Below are 17,985 nucleotides of genomic sequence, written 5' to 3'. Positions count from 1 at the left end.
TGCGCCTTTGCCACTGATTGTTTGCCGTCCTGTCATTTTCGCAGTGCACTCCTCGCCAAATCGTCCTAATTCTGAGGAGCCGGACGATGCACGATCTTTGAAGGAGAGCTTCTATGTCTTCCATTTTCGACGTTGGCTTGATGAGCCGCCGTTCCTTGCTTGGCGGCATTGCCGCCACCTCCGCCCTCGTGCTGCTGCACCCTTTCAGCGCGCGCGCCGGCGCCAACCGGGCGCATCTCCGGCTGATGGAAACGACGGACATTCACGTCAACGTCTTCCCCTATGACTATTATGCCGACAAGCCGAACGACACGATGGGTCTGGCGCGCACCGGAACGATCATCGACGCGATCCGCGCCGAGGCCGTCAACTCGCTGCTTGTCGACAATGGCGACGTACTCCAGGGCAATCCGATGGGCGACTATATGGCCTATCAGCACGGCATGAAGCACGGCGACGTCCATCCCGTGATCAAGGCGATGAACACTCTCGGCTATACCGTCGGCACGCTCGGAAATCACGAGTTCAACTACGGCCTCGACTTCATGTTCAAGGTGCTGTCGGGCGCCAACTTCCCCTTCGTCTGCGCCAACCTGACCAAAGGTCAGCTCGCCTCGGACCCGAAGCAGGACGACCTTTTCTTCAAACCCTACGTCATCGTGGAAAAGCAGATCAAGGACGGCGCCGGCAAGGAGAGCCCGGTCAAGATCGGATTCATCGGCTTCGTGCCGCCGCAAATCATGCTCTGGGATATCAAGAATCTCGAGGGCAAGGCGCAGACGCGTGACATCGTCGAAGCCGCCAAGGCCTGGGTCCCCGCGATGAAAGAGGCCGGCGCCGATATCGTCATCGCCCTCTCCCATTCCGGCATCGACGGCAGCGCGCCGTCCGAAAAAATGGAAAACGCCTCGCTGCATCTCGCCGCAGTCGAGGGGATCGACGCGATCTTCACCGGTCACCAGCATCTCGTCTTCCCCGGCCCGAAGAGCTGGAACGGCGTCGCCAATGCCGACTCGGTCAAGGGCACACTGCATGGCAAGCCCGCCGTGATGGCAGGCTTCTGGGGCTCGCATCTCGGCCTTATCGACCTGCTCTTGGAAAAGGACGGCAACAGCTGGAAGATCGTCGATTTCACCTCGGAAGCCCGGCCGATCTATCATCGCGACGACAAGAAGAAAGTAGTCGCCGATTACGCCGACAAGAAAGAGGTGGTCGAGGCCGCCAAATCAGAGCATGAGGCGACGCTCGCCTATGTCCGCACGCCTGTCGGCAAGACCGCCGCGCCGCTCTATTCCTATTTCGCGCTCGTCGCCGACGATCCTTCCGTTCAGGTCGTCAGCCAGGCCCAGACCTGGTACATCAAACAGATGCTCGCCGACACGCAATTCAAGGATCTGCCGGTGCTTTCGGCTGCGGCTCCCTTCAAGGCCGGCGGTCGCGGCGGCGCGGATTATTATACCGACGTTCCGGCCGGCGATATCGCCATCAAGAACGTCGCCGACCTCTACCTCTATCCGAACACGGTGCAGGCTGTCGCCATCACCGGCGCGCAAGTGAAGAACTGGCTCGAAATGTCGGCCGGCATGTTCAATCACATCGAAGCCGGATCGAAGGATGCGCCGCTGCTCAACAACGACTTCCCATCCTATAATTTCGATGTCATCGACGGGGTGACCTATCAGATCGACCTGTCGCAGCCGCCGAGATATGATTCCTCCGGCAAGGCCATCAATCCGGATGCCAACCGCATCCAGAATCTCGCCTTCGACGGCAAGCCGATCGATCCAGCTCAGAAGTTCGTCGTCGTCACCAACAATTACCGCGCCGGCGGCGGCGGCAATTTCCCGGAGATTGCAGCGGATAAGGTGATCTTCCAGGCGCCTGATACCAATCGCGACGTCATCGTCCGTTATGTCCACGACCAAGGGACGATCAATCCGTCGGCCGATGCGAACTGGACCTTCAAGCCGCTGCCGGGCACGACCGTTACCTTCGACAGCGGCCCGAAGGCAAAGCAGTTCCTCGCTTCAGTCAAGAGCGTCAAGATCGAGGAGGCTGGCGACGGTGCCGACGGCTTCTCGAAGTTCCGGCTGGTCCTTTAAGCGGAGACAGACAGCGAAGGCGCGGCCCCCGCGCCTTCGTCATTCGGCCGCAAGCGGCGAGACGGTGTCGCGCAATTCCGCCATCTGGGCGTGGAAATCGGCTTGGTTGGGGCAGAAGGAAAGCCGGGTGCGGAACGCCTCGATCATCCAGGCGGCGGCAGGTCCGGGCGGGTTCGCGAGCTGGCGCATCGAATAGATGGCATACTCGCCCTGCTCATAGGCATCCAGATCGAGATGGACGAGCGCGCCGCTCCGCAAGTCGTCATGCAAGATCGAAGCCGGAAGACCGCCCCAGCCCAGCCCGGCCTTGATAAGCTGATGTTTCGTCGCGATATCACTGACACGCCAGGTCTTGTAGGACAGGACGTTGAAATCCCGCCCCTTCGTGCGGCCTGAGGCGTCGCTAACGACGAGTTGCACTTCCTCGCGCACGTCGCCGAGTGTCAAGGGCCGGCTGATTTGGGCAAGCGGATGGTTGGGCGCGGCAACGGGCAACATGAAGGAGTGGCCGATTCGCTCGGTGATGAGCGAATCATCTTGCTTGAGGACAGCGCCGCCGATGCCGATCGTCACCTTGCCCGTTAATATGAGATCCATGACCATTCCGAGCTCGCCGACGTTGAGGTTCAATGAAACGGTCGGAAACCTCTCGCGGAATTCGTGCAGCACGTCCACCACGGCCCGCGAGGGCACCATGACGCTGATGGCTACGGAAACTTCCGCTTCGAGACCTTCCCTCAGGCTTTTGACACGAGCCCGCATGACCTGCAGGTCACCCAGAATGCGGCGGGCATCCTCGAGCATCGCCTTGCCCGCCTCGGTCAGCTTCGGCTGGCGCGCGCCGGAACGCTCAAAAAGCGGCATTTCGAGCTGTGCCTCCAGGTTGGCGATCGTATAGCTGATAACCGATTGCGCCCGGTTCAATGCCCGCGAAGCGGCCGAAAAGCTGCCGGTTTCGGCAACGGTCAAAAACACCTGCAATTGATCCAGGGTGGGGTTCGGAAGCACTTCCATCCATTCCATCGATAGTTTCGATCGACATTATCTCCGTTTTTTCGATAGCAGGCCAGACTTATTTTCCTGTTCGACACCGCGGCTCATCTCCCAGCAACGAGCCGTTCTGTTCAATTCGAAAGGAAATGATCCATGTCGTCCATTCTTCTTCTGACGTCCAGCCCGCGTGCCGAATCGCTCTCGACCCCAATCGCCGCCGATCTCGCCGAGAAGCTGAAAAACCAGAAGCCGGGCAGCGTCGTCGTCCGCCGCGACCTTGCCGCCACGCCGCTGCCGCATATCGACGACCTCTTCACCGGCGCGATCCGCAAGCCGGCGGAAGCCCGCACCGCCGAAGAGATCGCAGCCATCAAGACCTCCGACGAACTGGTCGCCGAACTGTTTGCCGCCGACACGATCGTCATCAGCACCGGCCTGATCAACTTCAACATCTATTCGTCGCTGAAGACGTGGATCGACAATGTCGCCCGCGCCGGCGTGACCTTCAAGTACACGGAAAGCGGCCCGGTGGGCCTCGTAACGGGCAAGAAGGTTTATGTGGTGCTTGCTTCCGGCGGCGTCTACTCGCAGGGACCGGCTGCTCCTCTGAACCATGCCGTGCCTTACCTGAAATCGGTTCTCGGCTTCCTCGGCATCACCGATATCGAGACCATCTATGTCGAAGGCCTTGCTTTCGGCCCGGAAGCAGCCGAAAAGGCCATCGGCGCCGCCAAGTCGCGCGTCGACGAAATCGCACTCGCAGCCTGATCGGCTTCAGAACCCTCCATTGAACGGCCGGCACCTGCCGGCCGTTCGTCATTTGCCGATATCGGCGACGAAATCCCGGATCGTCTCCAGGATTTCGCCCGAAAGAGCCTCATCCGAGGAAACCCTGGCAAGGCCGACGCCGCCTGCCATCATGGCGAAAGCCATGATTGCCTTTCGCCGTCTTTCCCCTTTATTTGCTCCCGTGGCCTTGCCGGCCAATGCCTGGAAATTGCGTTCGAGCCGCTCCGTGGCAATGCGCCGCGCCTTCTCGCTGCTGCGCGCGATATCGGAGGTCAGCGCGGCGAAAGGGCAGCCTTCGCCAGGATTGTCGCGATGATAGGCGCTGAGATAGCGATCGGCGACATCGGCAGCCGTCATCTTCGCGGGGTCCACACCCTCTGCTTCCAGCCTGCGCCCCCATGAATCGAAGGCGGACTCGATCGCTTCGGCGACGAGATCGTCACGGGAGGCGAAGTGCTTGTAGAAGCCGCCGACGGTCAGCCCGGCCTCCTTCATCAGGTCGGCGACGCCGATGCCTTCTAACCCCTCTTCGCGCAACCGCTTTGACGCAGTCTCGACGATTTTCTCGTGCGTCTTCTGTTTTTCCAGCTGCGAACGGCCCATCGGACTCTCCCGTATTGCCTCTTGACTCATGTGGATTGCAATCATAATCCTTATAGATAGCGATCGTAATCCAGATCGTTGTCATTTCCAAGGAGCATGAATCATGCGTCTAAGAAACAAGGTCGCCCTGATCACCGGCGGAAACAGCGGTATCGGTCTTGCGACTGCCAAAGTCTTCATCGACGAGGTGCCAAGGTGGTGATCACCGGCCGCAACCCGGAAACGCTTGCCGCCGCCGAAAAGGCGCTTGGGGCCGGTGTGCTGGCGCTGAAGGTCGATGTCACCGATGCCGTCGCCACCGAGAAGGCTTTTGCGGAAGCGGCCGCGAAGGTCGGTAAGTTCGACATCGTCTTCGCCAACGCCGGCATCGGCGGCGCAACACCGCTCGGTGACACGTCGCCGGAGCAGTTCAATCGGATCATCAGCACCAACCTGACGGCAGTGTTCTTCACCGTGCAAGCGGCCCTGCCGCATCTCAGCGACGGCAGCTCGGTGATCCTCAACGGCTCGGTGCATGCCGTGCTCGGCGCTCCCGGCTGGTCGGCCTATGCGGCGACGAAGGCTGCGGTGCGCGCCATGACGCGCAATATGGCGTCGGAACTTGCGCCGCGCGGCATCCGCGTCAACCAGGTGACGCCAGGCGGCACCAAGACGCCGATCTGGTCGCCGATGGCACCAACGGAAGATGCGATGTCGGCGCTCGAGGCTCGCATGGGCGGCCTGAGCCCGCTCGGCCGCATGAGCGAAGCCGAGGAAATCGCCAAGGCAGCGCTCTATCTCGCCTCGAACGATTCTGCCAACGTCACCGGCATAGAAATCACCGTCGATGGCGGCATGACGAGCGCGCCGTCGGGCGCCAAGATCTTCCGCGCCGCCTGACTGCAGCAGGGGTTGACAAAACCTGCCCAGCCCCCGCTCCCTCCGCAGCCAGCCTTGCTACGGCTACTTTATCTCAACTCTTACGCATTGCGCGGGTGAGCAATATGAAACAGGACGAGCGCCACATTGAGGATGGCAAAAACCATAGGCTTGAAGGAATCTGTTTCGATTTTCTCAACATCCCGAACACCGCAGCGCGCTGCGGTTGGTGACGCGACCCGCCGCCTAACTTGATTGCACCATGGCGGAGCGGCCGACGACGCAATTGCGGCCGCTTTTCTTTGCCGCGTAGAGCCTGCCGTCGGCGGCGGTGAGCACCGTCGTAAAGCTGATGCCGTCCTCGTCAGCGGTCGCAACGCCGATGCTGACCGTGACCGGCTTATCGTCCGGTGTTTTGACGCTGGTCTCGATCGTCCAGCGCAGGCGTTCGGCAAGGAGCAACCCTTCCTCATGGCTTGTGCCGGGGCAGACGGCGACGAATTCCTCGCCGCCGAAGCGGAAGATGCGGTCGCTGGACCGCAGCGTCGTGCCGAGCCGGGCGGCTATCGCCCTCAGCACCTCATCGCCCTGAAGATGGCCATGACCATCGTTGACATCCTTGAAGTGATCGGCGTCAATAATGAGGACGGTGGCAAGCAGCCCCTGCCTCAAGGCCTCGCGCAGCATCACCGGCGCTTCGAGTTCCATGCGTGTGCGGTCATAGACGCCGGTAAGCATATCGCGGCCGGTGCGCTCCAGAAGGTCATTATAGCGCTCGCGAAAGGTGAGATCACTGAAAACGTCGCTGATGGAGCGCGCGGCGGCGTCAGCGCCAAGGCGGCGGATCCGATATTCATAGACGGCAAACATCGCCCCATAGAGGCCGACGGAGAGCATCTTCGCCTTCCAGCCACCCCAGAATACGGCGACTGGAACATCGAGGAAATAGTGCAGTGCGGCAAAGAAGCCGATCTGGTCGAAAGTCAGCAGCACAAAGCCGGAGATCATGAAACGCAGGACGACACGCCTGCGGAAGAAATCGCCGAGCTTTTCGTAGAGCAGGATGATGCCGAGCGAATCGACATAGAGCAGCGCCGTGCCCCAAATCATCAGCCAGCCCATCTCTTTCAGGAAATCGACGTCGGGCGTGTGGTTCGACGACAGCTGCAGCGGCTGGTGCAGTTGCAGCACCCAGGCGATGCCGACGGTCAGCAGATTGCCGAGAAACAGGCCGTAGATCGGCTGGCGCACCGTCGCGGCATCCTCCCACAGATACAGCATCAGGATCATCATCAGCTTGCCGGAGAAGAAGACGGATGAGCCCGGCGACACATCGCCGAACGGCAGCGAGACGTAAAAGACTGCCGCCAGATAAGTCTCCATGAAATGCATGACGCCGAGCGCCGTCAGAAAGACGCCGAGGCCAAGCCGATGGCGGAAATGCAGAAGCGTCACCATCAGCACGAAATAGGCGATGGCTTCGACGACGAAAAGCGCGAGGTTCAGCACTTCCATGACAACACCTCGGCTTCAGGCCGGTGCCCCCGGCACCCTGCCGGCACGGCGGCGGATCCAATGATCGAGCGTCTGAAAAAGTGGAACACGAGGGCAGCCCTGCAAATCCTGCAGGCAATAGCTTTCACCGCAATCCTTTAAGATTACGTATGCAAACCTGCTTCCTTCGAGAGCGCAAGTCACGGTGTTGAAAAGCAACGGCATTTCCGGGCTGCGGCCGATTCCGATTGATCGGGATCGATTTCAGACCTGACGAACCTTCTCGCCGTCACCGAAGAGCGACGAACCATGCTGATCGACAATCTGCTGCGCCTTGCGCACCGTGCATTCGATCGCATCGTCGAAGGAGGAAAACATATCGGCGCGGATGAAATTGCGCACCAGCACCTCGTCGCCGACCTTCTTTTCGATACGGCCGGCAAGGCGATACTGACTGCCCTCCTTGCGCGGCTCCGCATAGATCGTGCAATCGCCATAAAGCTGCGGCTCGCCGGACGGGGCTGCCGCCTCACCGGCCGGTTTGCCGCCGCCGGAGAACATCGAAAAGAGATTTGAAATGAACGAAGCCATGTCGTGTCTCTAGCACGACGCCCTTCCGATCGCCAAGTCAAATGATCAGGTTAGCGAGGATCTCGTTTTCGGTGATATCCTCGTAACCCATGCCGGAAGCTTCGAAATTTGCAACCAGTCGGGCAAAATTCTCAGGCGCCTTGGTTTCGATGCCGATCAGGATGGAGCCGAAGTTGCGCGCCGATTTTTTCAGATATTCGAAGCGGGCGATATCGTCGTCGGGGCCGAGCAGATTGAGGAAATCCCGGAGCGCTCCCGGACGTTGGGCCAGCCTGAGGATAAAGTATTTCTTCAGCCCTGCGTAACGCATGGCTCTTTCCTTTACGTCAGGCAGGCGCTCGAAATCGAAATTGCCGCCGGAGACGACGGCGACGATGGTCTTGCCGCGGATTGCCTGGCGATCCATCGCGGCGATTGCCGTCAGCGACAGGGCGCCCGCCGGCTCCAGCACGACGCCCTCGACGTTCAGCATCTCCTGGATGGTGACGCAGATGGCGTTTTCCGGCATCAGCTGCACTTGGCTTGCCGGAAAATCGCGAAGGGCGGCGAAATTCAGGTCGCCGATGCGGGCGACGGCTGCGCCGTCAACGAAATTGTCGACCTTGGCAAGCGTCGTCACCTTGCCTGCCTCGATGCTGCGCCTGAGGCTTGGCGCACCGGCCGGTTCGGCGAAGACAAAGGCCGATTTCGGCACGATGCCCTCGAGATAGCCGGTGATTCCGGCGGCCAGTCCACCGCCGCCGACGGGCAGAACCACCATATCGGGCACGGTTCCCTCGGGCAGCTGCTGCATGATCTCGGCAGCGACCGTCGCCTGCCCCTCGATGATATCGGCATGGTCGAAGGGCGGCACCATGACGCCGCCGACCGCCTCGACATGCTCGCGCGCCGCCTGATAGCACTGATCGAAAAAGTCGCCGAACAGCCGGATAGTGATGAATTCAGCGCCGAACATGCGGGTCTTGTCGATTTTCTGCTGCGGCGTCGTCACCGGCATGAAGACGACGCCCGGCACGCCGAAATGACGGCAGACATAGGCAAAGCCTTGGGCGTGGTTGCCGGCCGAGGCACAGACGAAGGTCTTGCCGGCCGCCCCCTGCCCGATCGCCTTGCGGAAAAAATTGAAGGCGCCGCGGATCTTATAGGAGCGCACCGGCGACAGATCCTCGCGCTTCAGCCAAATATCGGCACCGTAGCGGGCCGAGAGATGGTCATTGAGCTGCAGCGGCGTTGCCGGAAAGAGGCTGCGCATTGCCTCTTCGGCGCTTTCGACGTCAAGTCTCGTCACGGGCGTGGTCCATTCTCATGATTGGTCACCGCCGCTATGGCACAGGCCGGCTGCTAAAGGAAAGGTTCACTGACCAGCCGGCTCAGCCCATAGAGCCTTTCTTAAGCCAATTGCAAAATCGGCGGCAGATGAACTGATTTTAACTGTCAATGGAAAGGCCTGCCACTTATATGGAGCGATGATGATCTTCAAATTCGCAAGACCGCTCGCCTGGCTGCTGCTCGCCCTCATCCTGTTTGTCACGGTTTCGCCGATCGGGCTGAGACCGGATACGGTGACGACGGTCGATGCGGACCGCGGCACCGCCTATGTTCTGCTCGGCCTTGCCTTTGCGCTCGCCTATCCGAAGCAGTGGAAACTGGTGGCCGTGCTGCTGATCATTGGGGCGGTCGCCATCGAATATCTGCAGTATTTCGCGCCGACCCGCCATCCGCGCCTGCATGACGCAGGCATCAAGGCCATGGGCGCTGCCCTCGGCCTCGCTGCCGGCTGGGTGATCAACAGATGGCGCGAGAGCAGAGCTCCAAACAGCCTGCCTTTCACAGAACGCTGACTATTGCGGATCAGAAACCCGGCAAATCCGTTGCCCAGAAAAACAGCGGTATCGCAGCCACAACAGTTGCAAGAACAAATGCGACGCTCGTCCTGAAGATCCGGACGCGCCGAACCCTGGTCCCGCTCCAATCGTAAACCATCGTCTTACTCCCACAAGACAACACTTACTCTACCGCCGCGGCGCAATCCTTGCACCGAAAATGTCATTGTCAAGCAATAACGCGCTCTTCCGCGCAAGATACAGGCATATTCCAACAGGATCATAACGATTGTTGCAGCTAACGGGGGCATTATCGAACCGGTCCGCCTTCGTTCCTGACGGAACTACGGCGCGACAGCCTTCGCTTGGCTGCTCTCTTCGGCTCGCCGAGCCGAAGCTCACAGAGCGTAGGCTGGTGCGGGCGACGGGGATCGAACCCGTATAGCCTAAGGCCGAGGGATTTTAAGTCCCTTGCGTCTACCAGTTTCGCCACGCCCGCTTGCGGCGTTTTCAATATCTTGCGTCATGGGCGATGGGAAGAGCCGTGGGGCGTAAAAATAATATTGGCTCTGCCGGCAGCGCCACGGAATGAATGGGCAGGTATTTTAACTCGAAAGTGACTGTCGGCGCCGCTCGTTTCGTCTGGCCCGAGAAACTGAAAAGGCGCGGCGGGCTCACGCCCATCGCGCCTTCATCATTTACGCATCGAGATCAAGCGAGCTTGGCAGCGAGCCGGGCGACATGGGCGCCCTGGTATTTGGCACCTTCGAGTTCGATCTCGGAAGGCTGGCGCGAACCGTCGCCGTTGGTGATGGTGGAGGCGCCGTAAGGCGAGCCGCCCTTGACTTCCTCAGTGCCCATCTGGCCCTGGAAGGCGTAAGGCAGACCGGCGACGACCATGCCCTGGTGCAGGAAGGTGGGGATGAAGCCGAGGATGGTCGATTCCTGGCCGCCATGCTGGGTCGCCGAAGAGGTGAAGACCGAACCGATTTTGCCGACGAGCTTGCCGGTGAACCAAAGGCCGCCCGTCTGGTCCCAGAAATTGCGCATCTGCGAGGCGACCGTGCCGAAGCGGGTGCCGGCGCCGACGATGATTGCGTCATAATCCGTCAGTTCATCGACGGTGGCGATCGGCGCGGCCTGGTCGATCTTGTAGTGAGAGGCCTTGGCGACCTCTTCCGGTACCAATTCCGGGACGCGCTTGACGGTGACGTCGGCACCAGCCGACCTAGCGCCTTCAGCAACGGCATAGGCCATGGTTTCGATATGGCCATAGGCCGAGTAATAAAGAACGAGAACTTTCGCCATCTTCCATTTTCCTTAAAACAGCGGGGAATTTCGTAACCGGCGGGTTTCTACCAGCGCCCAGGGCCGAAGGCAGCCCTGCGCGGGAGAACTCAGTGTTCAACGTGCGTAGACGAAAATTCGCTTGCGGTTCTGATTTGGCGCGAAAGTGACGCATCGGCTCGTTCTAAAGAGCATCGTATCGTCCGAAATCGCTCATCCTTTTCGGCATTACGCGCGCGTGTTTGCAAAGCAGCCTGAGGGCGCTACCTATTGACCAGCCTCACATCACGGAACATCCTATGAGCCATGACACCGTCGTCACCGCCGCCATGCTCGCCATCGGCGACGAACTCCTTTCCGGCCGCACAAAGGACAAGAATATCGGCCACCTCGCCGATCTGCTCACCCTGTCCGGCATAGATCTCAAGGAAGTGCGAATCGTCGCCGACGACGAGCAGGCGATCGTCGAGGCGCTGAATGCGCTTCGCGCTCGCTATGACTACGTCTTCACCTCGGGCGGCATCGGGCCGACGCATGACGACATCACCGCCGATGCGATCGCCAAGGCTTTCGGCCTGCCCTGCGAATATGACGAAGCGGCGATGACGCTGCTGGCCGATATGTACCGTCGCCGCGAGATGGAATTCACCGAGGCGCGCCAGCGCATGGCGCGCATGCCGCGGGGTGCCGCTCATATCCCCAATCCGGTGTCGACGGCACCCGGCTTCATCATCGGCAATGTCTATGTCATGGCCGGCGTGCCGCAGGTCTTTCAGGCGATGGTCGACAATGTGCTGCCGACGCTTCGGACCGGCACGCCGGTTCTCTCGCTCGCCATCGCCTGCCCTTATGGCGAAGGAGATATCGGCACGCCCCTTGCCGCGATCCAGAAAGCGCATCCGGATACCAGCATCGGTTCCTACCCGCGTTATATCGGCCAGAAATTCTCGACCGAGATCGTCGTGCGCGGCCGCGCGCAGGCGGCAATCGATGCGGCCGGCGCCGAGGTCCACGCGATGATCGACGCCATCCGCCGGAACAAGGAGATCGCAGAAAACCATTCCGCCGAGGCATGAGAAGCCGGACTTGATCCCCGTCAAGGAAGAACGGGAGAACGGTCTGGTGCATTCCGTCCCTCGCGCACGTCATTTCAGCGCAAGGAGAATTGATATGTCTTACAAAACCATTCTCGCCATTCTCGATACGGTAGACAACAGCGCCGCCGTTGCCGATTTTGCCTTTGCCGTTGCCGCCGAAGGCGGTGCTCACGTGATCGGCCTGCATGCCGAAACCATACCGGCCGTGCCGCTGGTGGCGCCGATGGAAATTCCCGATCCCGTCGCCGTCCAGGCGCTGCAGGATATGGCGCATGGTGAAACGGTCGCCGTCGAGCGCATCTTTCGCGCCAAAGCGCAGGCCGCCGACGCCTCCTCGGAATGGCGCAGCTTTGCCACCTCCGCCGGGTACGGTTCCGCACCGCTGATCGAAAGCGCCCGCAGCGCCGATCTTCTGATCGCATCGCAGGCCGACCCGGCCAACCCCTCCGACAGCCATGTCGACGTCGACGGCTTCCTCTTCGAAGCCGGCCGGCCGGTGCTGATGATCCCTTACGTCATCCGCCAGCCGAAGCCGATCAAGCGCGTGCTGATCGCCTGGAACGGCTCGAAGGAGGCGGCGCGCGCGACCTTCGATGGGCTGCCCTTCCTGAAAGCGGCCGAGGAAGTGGAGATTTTTTCGGTCGACCCGGCCGATACCGCTCTGCAGTCGCCGCTCACACCAGGCGCCGAGATCGCCGCCGCACTTGCACGCCATGGCGTGAAGACGACGCTTGCGACGGGCCACAGCGTCGACAGGAATACCTCGCATGTCATCGAAAACCGGCTGTCGGACAGCAGCATCGATCTTCTCGTCATGGGCGCCTATACCCATTCCCGGCTTTGGCAGGCGATCTTCGGCGGCACGACGAAGAGCCTGCTGCAATCAATGACGGCGCTGACTCTGTTGTCGCGATGAGCGGCTCCTCTTGCGTTTTACCGGCAAATCCCGCTAATTGCTGCGACCGATTAAGGCTTCGAGCCCCGGCCACGTCTTGCGCAGTAGCACGTGCGATCTCGCGCAGCAGCTCGCGATCTCGCGCAGTTCCGGCTGCGCGATTTGCGTTTTGCCGCTGAAGCCGTCCGGTCGCCGGTCAACGGCGTTTCGTCTCTATTCATGCCGCGGAGCAGCCCGATGTCCCTTCCCGATAAAGCCTTTCCCGTTTCCTGGGATCAATTCCACCGCGATGCGCGCGCCCTTGCCTGGCGGCTTGCCGGCCTCGATCAAGCCTTCAAGGCGATCGTCTGCATCACCCGCGGCGGCCTGGTGCCGGCCGCGATCATCTCCCGGGAACTGAACATCCGGCTGATCGAGACAGTCTGCATCGCCTCCTATCATGACTATGTGAATCAGGGCGACATGGTGCTGCTCAAGGGAATTGCGCCCGAGCTTACTGAAAACGGTGGCGAAGGCGTGCTCGTCGTCGACGATCTGACGGATACCGGCAAAACCGCGGCGCAGGTTCGCACCATGCTGCCGAACGCGCATTTCGCCTGCGTCTACGCCAAGCCAAAGGGTGTGCCGACTGTCGACACCTTCATCACCGAGGTCAGCCAGGACACCTGGATCTATTTCCCCTGGGACATGGGCTTCACCTACCAGGAACCCATAGCCAAGGGCGCTGGCGCGCGCTGATCGCCGCAAACCCGCATTGCGCCGCCATCCTCGGCGCACTTTGGACAGCGCTGATTTCCTCAGCGAATCGGCAAGCGCATTTGCACCGGAAATGCCATCACAAGATTTGCCGCAGGACACTTTTTTGCCGCTGCGGCACTTTCCTTAGCCGGCATCGTCCGCAAGTCATTGTATTTTCAGCGCTCCCCGGCTTTCCCCAATCTCCACAGGCGCGTCCACAAGATGTTGTGGTTACCATTCAATTAAAAACCAGCCCTTGACGGAATCAGCGGTTTCAAACTTTACTGTTCCTGATGTTGCGGCGGCGACAGGACCGGAGGTACGAGCCCGGTTCCCTTTGAAAAACAAGACGCAGAATCAGGCTGTTGTGCCGGAACCGGCCTAGGCCAGAGAGGATTTCTGCGCGGTTTTCTGCCTCCAAAAAAAGTGACATCGGGGCTGGCGATAATAAGCTGTTAATACTATATTTAGTGTTTGCAGCCACCATCACCACAAGATACAGGAAGGACATCTCCGGATGACACCCCTGTCAGGATACGGAAACGAGACTGGCTGCACGACGACAATGTGCCGCCGGATAGGAAATTTGCGCCCTGGGGACGGGCGCCAACGCGAGGTCAAGACTATGCGCATCGAACGTCGTTTCACGAAGGCCGGCCAAGGCGCCTATGCGGATATCGAATTCCGTAAGGCGACGAGCGAGATCAAGAACCCGGATGGGTCAATCGTCTTCCGCCTCGAGAATATCGACGTGCCTGCGCAGTTCTCCCAAGTCGCGACCGACGTTCTGGCGCAGAAGTATTTCCGCAAGGCCGGCGTCCCCACTCGGCTGAAGAAGGTCGAGGAGAATGACGTTCCTTCCTTCCTTTGGCGCTCCGTTCCCGACGATGCGGCGCTGAAGACCCTGCCCAAGGGGGAGCAGACCGGCTCCGAAATCGATGCGCGCCAGGTCTTCGATCGCCTCGCCGGCACCTGGACCTATTGGGGCTGGAAGGGCGGCTATTTCTCTTCGGAAGAAGATGCTGCCGCCTTCAAGGACGAGCTTGCCTATATGCTCGCCACCCAGCGGGTCGCTCCGAACTCGCCGCAGTGGTTCAACACCGGCCTGCACTGGGCCTATGGCATCGACGGCCCCGGCCAGGGCCATTTCTATGTCGACCCCTTCACCGGCAAGCTGACCAAGTCCAAGTCCGCCTACGAACACCCGCAGCCGCATGCCTGCTTCATCCAGTCGGTCGAGGACGATCTCGTCAACGAAGGCGGCATCATGGATCTCTGGGTGCGTGAAGCGCGTCTCTTCAAGTACGGCTCCGGCACCGGCTCCAACTTCTCCATGCTGCGCGGCGAAGGCGAGAAGCTTTCCGGCGGCGGCCGCTCCTCTGGCCTGATGAGCTTCCTGAAGATCGGCGACCGCGCCGCCGGCGCCATCAAATCGGGCGGCACGACCCGCCGCGCCGCCAAGATGGTGGTCGTCGACATCGACCATCCCGATATCGAGGAATACATCAACTGGAAGGTCAAGGAAGAGCAGAAGGTTGCGGCTCTCGTCACCGGCTCCAAGATCGTCGCCAGGCACCTGAAGGCGATCATGAAGGCCTGCTTCAATTGCGAAGGCGACAACGGCGATTGCTTCGACCCGGCCAAGAACCCTGCCCTGAAGCGCGAGATCCGCGCCGCCAAGAAGGATCAGGTTCCGGAGAACTACGTCCAGCGTGTCATCCAGTTCGCCCGCCAGGGCTACAAGGATCTCGAATTCAAGACCTACGACACGGACTGGGATTCGGAAGCCTATCTGACGGTATCGGGCCAGAACTCCAACAACTCCGTCTCGATCAAGGACGACTTCCTGCGCGCCGTCGAGAACGACGGCGAATGGAAGCTGACCGCCCGCAAGGACGGCAAGGTCATGAAGACGCTGAAGGCGCGCGACCTCTGGGAAACGATTTCCTATGCCGCCTGGGCTTCGGCCGATCCGGGCATCCATTTCAACACGACGATGAACGACTGGCACACCTCGCCGGCCGGCGGCCCGATCCGCGGCTCGAACCCGTGCTCGGAATACATGTTCCTCGACGACACGGCCTGCAACCTCGCTTCGCTGAACCTCTTGCAGTTCAAGGACAAGGCCACCAAGCGCATCAATATCGGCGACTACGAACATGCCGTTCGCCTGTGGACCGTCGTGCTCGAAATCTCGGTGATGATGGCGCAGTTCCCGTCGAAGCGCATTGCCGAACTCTCCTACGAATACCGCACGCTCGGCCTCGGCTACGCCAATATCGGCGGCCTGCTGATGTCGTCGGGCATCCCCTACGACTCCGCTGAGGCCCGTGCCATCGCCGGTTCGCTGACGGCGATCATGACCGGCGTCTGCTATGCGACCTCGGCTGAAATGGCCGGCGAGCTCGGCCCGTTCCCGAATTTCGCGCCGAACCGCGAGAGCATGCTCAGGGTCATCCGCAACCATCGCCGCGCCGCTTACGGCGAAACCTCCGGCTATGAGGCGCTGTCGATCGATCCGGTCGCGCTGATCCATTCGGAAAACCCCGACCAGGATCTCGCCGCCCATGCCAAATCGGCCTGGGACCAGGCGCTCGAGCTAGGCGAAAAGCACGGCTACCGCAATGCCCAGGTTTCGGTCATCGCCCCCACGGGCACGATCGGCCTCGTCATGGATTGCGACACGACGGGCATCGAGCCTGACTTCGCCCTCGTCAAGTTCAAGAAGCTCGCCGGCGGCGGCTACTTCAAGATCATCAACCGCGCCGTGCCGGAAGCGCTGCGCACGCTCGGCTATTCGGAAAGCCAGATCGCCGAGATCGAGGCCTATGCAGTCGGCCACGGCAACTTGAACCAGGCGCCGGCGATCAACCCGTCGACGCTGAAGGCCAAGGGCTTCACCGACGAGAAGGTGGAAGCCGTCAACGCCGCGCTGAAGAGCGCCTTCGACATCAAGTTCGTCTTCAATCAGTGGACGCTCGGCGCCGACTTCCTGAAGGACACGCTGAAGGTTTCCGACGAGCAGCTCGCTGACATGAGCTTCAACCTGCTCGACCATATGGGCTTCTCGAAGAAGGACATCGAAGCCGCCAACATCCATGTCTGCGGTGCGATGACGCTGGAAGGCGCGCCCTTTCTCAAGGCCGAGCATCTGCCGGTCTTCGATTGCGCCAATCCCTGCGGCAAGATCGGCAAGCGTTACCTATCCGTGGAAAGCCATATCCGCATGATGGCGGCTGCCCAGCCCTTCATCTCAGGCGCGATATCCAAGACGATCAACATGCCGAACGAGGCAACCGTCGAGGATTGCAAGAACGCCTATATGCTCTCCTGGAAGCTCGGCCTCAAAGCGAACGCCCTCTACCGTGACGGCTCGAAGCTGTCGCAGCCGCTCAACGCCTCGCTGATCGAAGACGAGAACGACGAGGAAGCGCTGGAAGAACTGCTGCAGGCGCCGGTCGCCGCCCAGGCCGTTACCGTCACCGAGAAGATCATCGAACGGGTGATCGAGCGTGTTTCGCGCGAACGCGAGAAGCTGCCGAACCGCCGCCAGGGCTATACCCAGAAGGCCACCGTGGGCGGACACAAGGTCTATCTCAGAACCGGCGAATTCGGCGACGGCCGCCTCGGCGAGATCTTCATCGACATGCACAAGGAAGGTGCAGCCTTCCGTGCGATGATGAACAATTTCGCCATCGCCATCTCGCTCGGCCTGCAATATGGCGTGCCGCTCGAGGAATATGTCGAGGCCTTCACCTTCACCAAGTTCGAGCCTGCCGGCATGGTCATCGGTAACGATGCCATCAAGAATGCCACCTCGATCCTCGACTACGTCTTCCGTGAACTGGCCGTCTCCTATCTCGGCCGCCATGACCTCGCGCATGTCGATACGTCGGATTTCTCGAACACGGCGCTCGGCAAGGGCATTCAGGAAGGCAAGACCAACCTGCTCTCCACCGGCTGGACCCGCGGCTACAAGCCGACGCTGGTGCCCGGCACCGGCGGCGAACGGCAGGTCGGCGAACCCAAGGGTGCGGCCACCGCAGCCCCTGCTCGCGCCGCCTCCACCGGCACGGTAACAGCATTTGCAGGTGCCGCTGCCCGCAAGCTGGAACCGACGGTTGCCGTCTCCACCTCCGAGATCGTCGCCTTCAAGCGCGATTACGAGGAGCGCGCCAAGGAATTGGCCGAGGAGATTGCCGAAGAGGTGCTCGAGGAAATCGCCAGCGACGCCACCGCCCTCTTCTCCGACAAGGCGGCAGCGGACGCGGCAACGGCGAAGACTGAAGCCAAGAAGATGGAAGCCGAACGCCGCCAACGCTCGATCATGCAGGGGTACACGGGTAATATGTGCTCGGAGTGCCAGAACTTCACGATGGTGAGGAACGGCACCTGCGAGAAGTGCGACACGTGTGGTGCGACGAGCGGATGCAGCTGAGCAGGATTGCGGTTCTTCAGTGTTTTGAGGAATAGACTTCAAGTCTGGTCAAAAGCGTTGGCCATTTCCGACAGAAGAAATGGCCAACCCGATACAGGAGGCCGTCCGGGCACTAACAAGTGCCCGGAGAATGCTCTGGGGAACAAATAGTGAAACAATCGCAAGAGTAGCGAAACGCCCAGTCCGCGGGATGCTCAAGTTCGTAAACGTAAGACGAGACAACTGGACCTGCCAAAGACATTCGTCTAGTTTGCGAGCTGTATCGCAAGCGCCCCTC

The 17,985-nt window shown here is 60.7% G+C and carries 13 protein-coding genes, 1 tRNA gene and 1 pseudogene; 8 read left to right on the top strand and 7 right to left on the bottom strand.

Going from position 1 to position 17,985, the window contains the following annotated elements:
- Positions 1-113 precede the first annotated feature (113 nt).
- Positions 114-2,102, top strand: coding sequence for a bifunctional 2',3'-cyclic-nucleotide 2'-phosphodiesterase/3'-nucleotidase (locus tag NXC14_RS09245; RefSeq protein WP_085777885.1), 1,989 nt, complete (start codon positions 114-116; stop codon positions 2,100-2,102).
- 39 nt (positions 2,103-2,141) lie between these two features.
- On the opposite strand, the gene NXC14_RS09240 is transcribed toward NXC14_RS09245, so the two are convergent.
- Positions 2,142-3,110, bottom strand: a complete 969-nt coding sequence (locus NXC14_RS09240) for a LysR family transcriptional regulator (protein WP_085780045.1) — start codon at positions 3,108-3,110, stop codon at positions 2,142-2,144.
- 138 nt (positions 3,111-3,248) lie between these two features.
- Between NXC14_RS09240 and NXC14_RS09235 the strand changes: the two genes are divergently transcribed.
- On the top strand, positions 3,249-3,863 hold the full coding sequence (locus NXC14_RS09235) for an FMN-dependent NADH-azoreductase (RefSeq protein WP_085777884.1): 615 nt from the start codon (positions 3,249-3,251) through the stop codon (positions 3,861-3,863).
- Between the two features lie 48 nt (positions 3,864-3,911).
- Here the strand turns inward: NXC14_RS09235 and NXC14_RS09230 are convergent, their stop codons facing one another.
- Positions 3,912-4,487 carry a TetR/AcrR family transcriptional regulator gene (locus NXC14_RS09230; RefSeq protein WP_085777883.1) on the bottom strand — a complete coding sequence of 192 codons (576 nt, stop codon included), beginning with the start codon at positions 4,485-4,487 and terminating at the stop codon, positions 3,912-3,914.
- Positions 4,488-4,590: 103 nt separating this feature from the next.
- Here NXC14_RS09230 and NXC14_RS09225 point away from each other — a divergent pair.
- A pseudogene (locus tag NXC14_RS09225) lies at positions 4,591-5,366 on the top strand (SDR family oxidoreductase).
- 225 nt (positions 5,367-5,591) lie between these two features.
- Here the strand turns inward: NXC14_RS09225 and NXC14_RS09220 are convergent.
- The 3 genes from NXC14_RS09220 to ilvA form a co-directional block, all read right to left on the bottom strand.
- On the bottom strand, positions 5,592-6,860 hold the full coding sequence (locus NXC14_RS09220) for a GGDEF domain-containing protein (RefSeq protein ID WP_085777882.1): 1,269 nt from the start codon (positions 6,858-6,860) through the stop codon (positions 5,592-5,594).
- A 243-nt stretch (positions 6,861-7,103) separates the two neighbouring features.
- On the bottom strand, positions 7,104-7,430 hold the full coding sequence (locus NXC14_RS09215; RefSeq protein ID WP_085777881.1) for an HlyU family transcriptional regulator: 327 nt from the start codon (positions 7,428-7,430) through the stop codon (positions 7,104-7,106).
- Between the two features lie 37 nt (positions 7,431-7,467).
- Positions 7,468-8,718 carry a threonine ammonia-lyase gene (ilvA, locus tag NXC14_RS09210; protein WP_085777880.1) on the bottom strand — a complete coding sequence of 417 codons (1,251 nt, stop codon included), beginning with the start codon at positions 8,716-8,718 and terminating at the stop codon, positions 7,468-7,470.
- Positions 8,719-8,896: 178 nt separating this feature from the next.
- Between ilvA and NXC14_RS09205 the strand changes: the two genes are divergently transcribed.
- Positions 8,897-9,271 carry a VanZ family protein gene (locus NXC14_RS09205; protein WP_085777879.1) on the top strand — a complete coding sequence of 125 codons (375 nt, stop codon included), beginning with the start codon at positions 8,897-8,899 and terminating at the stop codon, positions 9,269-9,271.
- Between the two features lie 395 nt (positions 9,272-9,666).
- Here the strand turns inward: NXC14_RS09205 and NXC14_RS09200 are convergent.
- Both NXC14_RS09200 and wrbA read right to left on the bottom strand, forming a co-directional pair.
- A tRNA-Leu gene (locus NXC14_RS09200) sits at positions 9,667-9,752 on the bottom strand.
- Between the two features lie 212 nt (positions 9,753-9,964).
- Entirely contained in the window at positions 9,965-10,561 is a 597-nt protein-coding gene (gene wrbA, locus NXC14_RS09195; RefSeq protein WP_085777878.1) for an NAD(P)H:quinone oxidoreductase type IV, read from the bottom strand.
- Between the two features lie 278 nt (positions 10,562-10,839).
- Between wrbA and NXC14_RS09190 the strand changes: the two genes are divergently transcribed.
- The 4 genes from NXC14_RS09190 (at position 10,840) to NXC14_RS09175 (ending at position 17,708) form a co-directional block, all read left to right on the top strand.
- Positions 10,840-11,616, top strand: coding sequence for a competence/damage-inducible protein A (locus NXC14_RS09190; RefSeq protein ID WP_085777877.1), 777 nt, complete (start codon positions 10,840-10,842; stop codon positions 11,614-11,616).
- A gap of 94 nt (positions 11,617-11,710) precedes the next feature.
- Positions 11,711-12,553: a universal stress protein gene (locus NXC14_RS09185; protein WP_085777876.1), complete on the top strand. Its 843-nt coding sequence runs from the start codon at positions 11,711-11,713 to the stop codon at positions 12,551-12,553.
- Positions 12,554-12,769: 216 nt separating this feature from the next.
- Entirely contained in the window at positions 12,770-13,270 is a 501-nt protein-coding gene (gene gpt, locus NXC14_RS09180) for a xanthine phosphoribosyltransferase (protein ID WP_085777875.1), read from the top strand.
- 625 nt (positions 13,271-13,895) lie between these two features.
- Positions 13,896-17,708, top strand: coding sequence for a vitamin B12-dependent ribonucleotide reductase (locus NXC14_RS09175; RefSeq protein WP_085777874.1), 3,813 nt, complete (start codon positions 13,896-13,898; stop codon positions 17,706-17,708).
- Positions 17,709-17,985 lie beyond the last annotated feature (277 nt).

This window comes from Rhizobium sp. NXC14 (assembly GCF_002117485.1).
In the GTDB taxonomy this organism is placed as follows: domain Bacteria; phylum Pseudomonadota; class Alphaproteobacteria; order Rhizobiales; family Rhizobiaceae; genus Rhizobium.
The sequence above is the reverse complement of the archived record's forward strand: the minus strand, read 5'-3'. Positions and strand labels throughout refer to the sequence as shown.